Annotated in this window: 7 protein-coding genes; 1 reads left to right on the forward strand and 6 read right to left on the reverse strand. The window is 70.9% G+C overall.

Features of this window, described 5'->3' with window-relative positions:
• Positions 1 to 34: 34 nt before the first annotated feature.
• The 5 genes from IJH84_RS03920 to IJH84_RS03940 all read right to left on the reverse strand — a co-directional run bounded on the left by IJH84_RS03920 (position 35) and on the right by IJH84_RS03940 (position 4,120).
• Positions 35 to 889, reverse strand: a complete 855-nt coding sequence (locus IJH84_RS03920) for a DegV family protein (RefSeq protein WP_200070934.1) — start codon at positions 887 to 889, stop codon at positions 35 to 37.
• 43 nt (positions 890 to 932) lie between these two features.
• Positions 933 to 1,544, reverse strand: a complete 612-nt coding sequence (locus IJH84_RS03925; RefSeq protein WP_200070933.1) for a histidine phosphatase family protein — start codon at positions 1,542 to 1,544, stop codon at positions 933 to 935.
• On the reverse strand, positions 1,541 to 1,933 hold the full coding sequence (gene rsfS / locus IJH84_RS03930) for a ribosome silencing factor (RefSeq protein WP_200070932.1): 393 nt from the start codon (positions 1,931 to 1,933) through the stop codon (positions 1,541 to 1,543). The genes IJH84_RS03925 and rsfS overlap by 4 nt, the downstream gene beginning before the upstream one ends.
• A 177-nt stretch (positions 1,934 to 2,110) precedes the next feature.
• Positions 2,111 to 2,731, reverse strand: coding sequence for a nicotinate-nucleotide adenylyltransferase (gene nadD / locus IJH84_RS03935; RefSeq protein ID WP_200070931.1), 621 nt, complete (start codon positions 2,729 to 2,731; stop codon positions 2,111 to 2,113).
• An 81-nt stretch (positions 2,732 to 2,812) separates the two neighbouring features.
• A complete protein-coding gene (locus IJH84_RS03940; protein WP_295140278.1) occupies positions 2,813 to 4,120 on the reverse strand; it encodes a glutamate-5-semialdehyde dehydrogenase in 1,308 nt (435 codons plus the stop codon).
• An 82-nt stretch (positions 4,121 to 4,202) separates the two neighbouring features.
• On the opposite strand from IJH84_RS03940, the gene IJH84_RS03945 reads away from it, so the two are divergent.
• Positions 4,203 to 6,323, forward strand: coding sequence for a RecQ family ATP-dependent DNA helicase (locus tag IJH84_RS03945; protein WP_295140281.1), 2,121 nt, complete (start codon positions 4,203 to 4,205; stop codon positions 6,321 to 6,323).
• 24 nt (positions 6,324 to 6,347) lie between these two features.
• On the opposite strand, the gene IJH84_RS03950 is transcribed toward IJH84_RS03945, so the two are convergent.
• On the reverse strand, positions 6,348 to 6,536 hold a 189-nt coding region (locus IJH84_RS03950), incomplete at its 5' end, for a PUA domain-containing protein (protein ID WP_367268948.1).

Genomic DNA, 6,536 nt, shown 5'->3' on the forward strand with positions numbered 1-6,536 from the left:
GCTCACCGAGGTTCGCCGCCGCAAGGAGCGCGGATCATCTCCGCCAGCCCCCGGGCAGCATGACCGCACCGAGAGCTCCGGGTCCTATGTGCGCACCCACCACCGGCCCGACCTCAGCGACCAAGCACTCGATCTGCCCGGAAGTCATCTCCTCCAGCCGCTGCGCGAGCCGATCCGCCCATTCGGGAGCAGCGAGGTGGTGGATCGCCACCGCCGCCGGCTCCGAGGCCACCGCGCGCCCCACGATCTCCAGCAACCTGGTGTGGGCGCGGGCGGTCGTGCGCACCTTCTCCAACGCTTCGACGCGTCCCTCGTGGACATGCAGCAACGGCTTGATCGCCAGCGCGGTACCGAGCACCGCGGCAGCGGTTCCGATCCGGCCGCCCCGGCGCAGATGTTCCAACGTCTGCACCGAGAACAAGGTCGTGGTCCGCTGCGCGATCAGCGCAGCACGGCTCTCCACAGCGGACAGTCCCGCCCCCGCGCAGGCCAGATCCGCGGCGCCTAATGCGGCGAATCCCAAGCCCATCGCGGCCGAACGGGAATCGACCACCCGCACCAGCTCCGGGCCCACTTCTTGCGCGGCCAGCCGGGCGGCGTCCCAAGTCGCCGACAAGCGCCGGGACAAATGCACCGAGACGACGCCGTCGGCCCCGTCCGCCAGGGCGTCCCGGTACACCCGTGCGAGTTCCGCCGCGGTCGCGCCCGACGTCGTCACCCGCTGCTTGTGCTCGAACGCGGAAACCAATCGATCCGAGCCGAACTCGAACTCCGGTACGGGAGTCCCCCCTTGCACGCTGACGTGCAGCGGCACCACGCGCACCGAGAATCGATCCGCGAATCCGTCCGGCAGGTACGCGGTGGAATCGGTGACGACGGCTACGGACACGCGAGAAACCCCAAAACCACCGCCGGGCGCCGCGGACGGCCGATCAGCCCGGAACTCCGCCGTTGTAGGTGATCAAACGCCACTGCCGGGAACCGCCGCGGCGGCTCAGCACCACCCAGTGGCAGTTGGCGACACCGCCGAGACCGGGCCAAAGCTCGTGCGGCCACCCCAGCAGCCGCGCGGTCAGCCCGGTGATCAGGCCGCCGTGCGCGCACACCAACGCGGTGGCCGAGTAAGTGGCGTCGAGTTCGGACACGACCTCGAACCCGCGCTCGGCGACCTCGACGCGCGACTCGCCACCCGGCGGAGCCCACGTCGGATCCGCTCGCCACGTACCCATCGCACCCGGCCAGCCGTGCTCCACCTCGGCGCCGCTGAGGCCCTGCCACTCGCCGAGATGCGTCTCGCGCAAGCGCTTGTCCTGCGGCACGGCCATGCCGGACAGCTCGGTGAACGCCATTGCGGTCGCAGCGGCCCGGCGCAGATCCGATCCGACCGCTACCTGCGGCTCGAACGAAGCGATCACCGGTGCGGCACGCTCCGCCTGTTCGCGACCGGTTTCGGTGAGCGCGGTGTCGAGATGTCCCTGGATGCGGCCCGCGGCGTTGAAGTCGGTCTCACCGTGCCGCCACAGCACCAGGCGATCGAGTGTCACTCGGCGCCGCCCTGCTGCTCGGCGGGAACCGCGCGGTCCTCGAACTCGATCCGCGGGCAGTCCTTCCACAGCCGCTCGAGCTCGTAGACCGCACGCTCCTCGGTGTGCTGCACGTGCACCACGACGTCGACGTAGTCCAGCAGGACCCAGCGGCCTTCGCGGGTGCCTTCGCGCCGCACCGGTTTCGTGCCGATCTTGCGCATCTTCTCTTCGACGGCTTCCACGATCGCTTCGACCTGCCGCTCGTTCGGCGCGGAGGCGATCACGAAGCAGTCGGTGATCACGAGCTGCTCGGAGACGTCGAGCAGCACGAGGTCGTTCGCCTTCTTGTCCGCCGCTGCCTGCGCCGCGACCAGCGCCAGCTTGCGGGCCTCCTCGGTGGCTGCCACGTCACTCCTCCCGGGCGGGCACGGTGCCGCCCACCCCGCACAAGGATAGCCAGGCCGGTTGCACCGGCGAGAACGCCGGGTTGCCCGATTCGGCACCGGTAGTCCGGGCGCCGAGCCGAACCAGGTGGACGCCGTGGTGGCCGGCCCGCGATCAACTGCCGAGTTCGTACCGGATTCTCATGGGCCCCACTCCGGTGCAGGTGAGACGCCGTCCGACCGGTACAGCCCGCGCTTGGTGATGTACTGCACGATGCCGTCCGGGACCAGGTACCAGACGGGCAACCCGGCGCGGACGCGTTCCCGGCAACCGGTCGACGAGATCGCCATCGCCGGGATCTCCACCAGCGAGACCGATCCCTTCGGCAGGTGCGCGCCGTTGAGCGAATAGCCGGGGCGTGTGACGCCGATGAAGTGCGCGAGGTCGAACAGCTCGTTGACCCGGTGCCAGGAAAGGATCTGCTCCAGCGCGTCCGCGCCGGTGATGAAGTACAGCTCCGCGTCCGGGTAGTGGGCGCGCAGGTCGTTGAGCGTGTCGGCGGTGTAGGTCGGGCCGCTGCGGTCCACGTCCACCCGGCTGACCAGGAACCGCGGGTTGGACGCGGTGGCGACCACCGTCATCAGGTAGCGGTCTTCGGCCGGGCTGACCACCTCGTGGCCCTTCTGCCACGGCTGGCCGGTCGGCACGAAGATCACCTGCTCCAGACCGAACTGGGCCTGGACCTCACTGGCCGCGACGAGGTGGCCGTGGTGGATGGGGTCGAAGGTGCCCCCCATGACCCCGATGCGCCGACGAGACATGAATGCAGAGCCTAAACGAGTACCCGCGGGCGCGGTTCCGCCCGCGCCCGCGTGGTGAGCGATCACACGGTGCGGCCGCGATCAGTTCGCCGGGCGGACCTGCCCGTCGCCGAACACGAGCCACTTCGTCGAGGTCAGCTCGGGCAGTGCCATCGGGCCGCGGGCGTGCAGCTTCTGGGTGGAGATGCCGATTTCGGCACCCATGCCGAATTCGCCGCCGTCGGTGAACGCGGTCGAAGCGTTGACCATCACGGCCGCAGCGTCCACCCGGGCGGTGAACTGGCGGGCGGACCGGACGTTGTCGGTCACGATGGCCTCGGTGTGCCCGGAGCCGTGCTCGCGGATGTGCTCGACGGCCGCGGGCAGCGACTCGACGACGGCCGCTGCGATGTCCAGCGAGCCGTACTCGGTGTCCCAGTCCTGCTCGGTGGCTTCCAGCACGCCGGTCCCGCCGAGCCGTACGACCTGTTCGTCGCCGTGCACGGCGATCCCGCCCGCGCGCAGCTCGGCGACCGCGCGCGGCACGAAGTCCTCGGCGATGTCCTGGTGGACCAGCAGGGTTTCCGCCGCGTTGCACACGCTCGGGCGGCGGGCCTTGGAGTTCAGCAGGATGCGCAGCGCGGTGTCGGCGTCGGCGTGCTCGTCGACGTAGACGTGGCAGTTGCCGACCCCGGTTTCGATGGTGGGCACGGTGGCGTTCTCGACGACCGCGGAGATCAGGCCCGCGCCACCGCGGGGGATGACGATGTCGACCAGCCCGCGTGCGGTGATCAAGTGCTGCACCGACGCACGGTCGCTGCTGGGCAGCAGCTGCACCGCCGCGGCAGGAAGATCGTGCTTGACCAGCACCTCGGACAGGATCGCGACGAGCGCGGCGTTGGATTCGGCGGCCGACGACGAGCCGCGCAGCAGCACCGCGTTGCCCGACTTCAAGGTGAGCCCGGCGGCATCGACGGTGACGTTGGGCCTGCCCTCGTAGACGATGCCGACCACGCCGAGCGGAACCCGGACCTGCTGCAGCTGCAAGCCGTTCGGCAGCACGTTGCCGCGCACCACCTCACCGACCGGGTCCGGCAGACCGGCCACGGTGCGCAGCCCGTCGGCGATGCCGTCGATGCGCTCCCGGCTCAGCTTCAGCCGGTCGACCAGTCCGTCGGGGGTGCCGTTCTCCCGCGCGCGAGCGACGTCTCGCAGGTTGGCCTCCAGAACCTCCGGCGCGCGTTCGACCAGCGCCGCGGCCATCGCGTGCAGGAGTTCGTCCTTGACCGCCCGCGAGGCCAGCGCCAGCTGGCCCGCCGCGGCCTGCGCCCGCCGCGCCGCCGCGCGCACCTGTTCGCGCAGGTCCTCGCCGGTTTCCGCGGAATGGGAAGGTTCGATGCTCGTCGTCACGACACCAGCCTAATCGGCTCCTGCAACCGGGTTTGCGGGGTGCGGCGACGCCGTGTCCTGGCGATCCGGTAGGAATCGGGTCGTGGACGAACACGCCCTGCGGGAACTCGCCGACGAGCGGCTGCGCGCACTGGCCGGTCCGGACGCCGAACTGCGCGACGACCAATGGCACGCGATCCACGCGCTGGTGCTGGAACGGCGCCGCGCGCTCGTCGTGCAGCGCACCGGCTGGGGCAAGTCGGCGGTCTACTTCCTGGCGACCGCGCTGCTGCGGGAGCTCGGCGAAGGTCCGACCGTGATCGTCTCGCCGCTGCTGGCGCTGATGCGCAACCAGGTGGCGGCCGCCGAAGCCGCCGGAGTCCGCGCGGCCTCGATCAACTCCGCGAATCAGCAGCAGTGGGCCGACATCGAGGAGCAGGTCGCCGTGGGCGACGTCGACGTGCTGCTGGTGAGCCCGGAGCGGTTGAACAACCCGGACTTCCGGGACAACGTGCTGCCCGAACTCACCCACAGCGCGGGCCTGCTGGTGGTGGACGAAGCGCACTGCATCTCCGACTGGGGCCACGACTTCCGCCCGGACTACCGCAGGCTGCGCACGCTGTTGCGCGAACTGCCCGAAGGCGTCCCGGTGCTGGCGACCACGGCCACCGCCAACGACCGCGTCGTGCAGGACGTCGCCGACCAGCTCGGCGTGGGCGGCGAATTCAGCGACCCGCAGCAGACGCTGGTGCTGCGCGGCACGCTCGACCGGGAAAGCCTGCGGCTGGGCGTGGTCCGGTTGCCGACCGCGCAGGCGCGGCTGGGCTGGCTGGCGGGCAACCTCGGTGAGCTGCCGGGGTCCGGGATCATCTACACGCTCACCGTCGCCGCGACCGACGAGGTGTCGGCGTTCCTGCGCGACCAGGGCTTCGAGGTGACGTCCTATTCCGGGCGCACCGATCCGGAGGAGCGGCAACGCGCCGAGGACGATCTGCTGGCGAACCGGGTCAAGGCGCTGGTGGCGACGTCCGCGCTGGGCATGGGCTTCGACAAGCCCGATCTCGGGTTCGTCGTGCACATGGGGGCACCGTCCTCGCCGATCGCCTACTACCAGCAGATCGGCCGCGCCGGTCGCGGCGTGCGGCGGGCCAAGGCGCCGCTGCTGCCCGGCCCGGAAGACCGGGACATCTGGAAGTACTTCGCTTCGCTGGCCTTCCCGCCGGAGTCGACGGTGCGCAGGATCCTCGACGCGCTCTCGGAAGCGGGCACCTTGTCCACTGCCGCGCTGGAGCCGCGCGTGGAGCTCGGCCGCTCGCGGCTGGAAATGGTGCTCAAGGTCCTGGACGTGGACGGCGCGGTGCGCCGGGTGAAGAGCGGCTGGGAAGCCACCGGCGAGCCGTGGGACTACGACGCGGAACGCTACGAGCGCATCGCCGCGGAACGCGCCACCGAGCAGCAGGCGATGCTGGATTACCTGGACACCACCGGCTGCCGGATGGAGTTCCTGCGCAAGCAGCTCGACGACCCGCACGCCGAACCGTGCGGGCGCTGCGACAACTGCACCGGGTCGGGCCGTTCCGCCGAGGTCGACGAGTCGTCGGTGCAGCGCGCGCAGGAACGCCTGAACCGGCCGGGCGTGGAGCTGAACCCGCGCAAGATGTGGCCGACCGGGATGGACGTGCTCGGCATCCCCGTCTCCGGCAGGTTCCCGGCTGGTGAACGCGCCGAGCAGGGCCGCGCGGTGGGGCGGCTGACCGACATCGGCTGGGGCAACCGGCTGCGCGAGCTGCTCGGCGCGAACAGCCCGGACCAGGACCTGCCGGATGACCTGTTCCAGGCGTGCGTGCAGGTGCTGGCCGCTTGGGAGTGGGAACAGCGACCGGCAGGGGTGCTCGCGCTCGGCTCGCGGACCCGGCCGCGGCTGGTGCGCAGCCTGGCCGAACGGCTCTCCACCGTGGGACGGCTGCCGCTGCTGGGCGAGGTCGCCACGAACCCGGAGACGACGCCGGTGCACGGCACCAACAGCGCGCAGCGGGTCGCCGCGTTGCGGGGGCAGTTCAAGGTTCCGGAGGACGTCTCGGCGAAGCTGGCCAGGCTCGACGGGCCAGTGCTGCTGGTGGACGACTACGCCGACACGGGCTGGACGATCACGATCGTGGCGCGCACCCTGCGGCTCGCGGGCGCTCCGGCGGTGCTGCCGTTCACCCTGGCCACCACGGCCTGAGCCGTTCGGGAGCAGTGGATGTCGTCAGCGCAGCGGGACCAGGTCGTCGGCGTGGATGACTTCCCGGCGTTGCTCCGGCGGTAGTTCGTGCGTGGAGCGGCCGATGAGGTCCGGCAGCTCACCGGCGTCGTAAGCGACCACTCCGCGAGCGACCACGGCACCTGCCGGATCGGCCAGGTCCACCACGTCCCCACCGTGGAAATCGCCTTCCAC

Origin of the sequence: Saccharopolyspora sp., assembly GCF_017434145.1 — a bacterium.
Classification (GTDB): domain Bacteria; phylum Actinomycetota; class Actinomycetes; order Mycobacteriales; family Pseudonocardiaceae; genus Saccharopolyspora_C; species Saccharopolyspora_C galaxeae.

What these genes read in the sequence shown, in the direction of transcription:
- nadD (WP_200070931.1), bottom strand. Translation starts at nt 2,731, where the DNA reads ATGTCTCGTCGGCGCATCGGGGTCATGGGGGGCACCTTCGACCCCATC.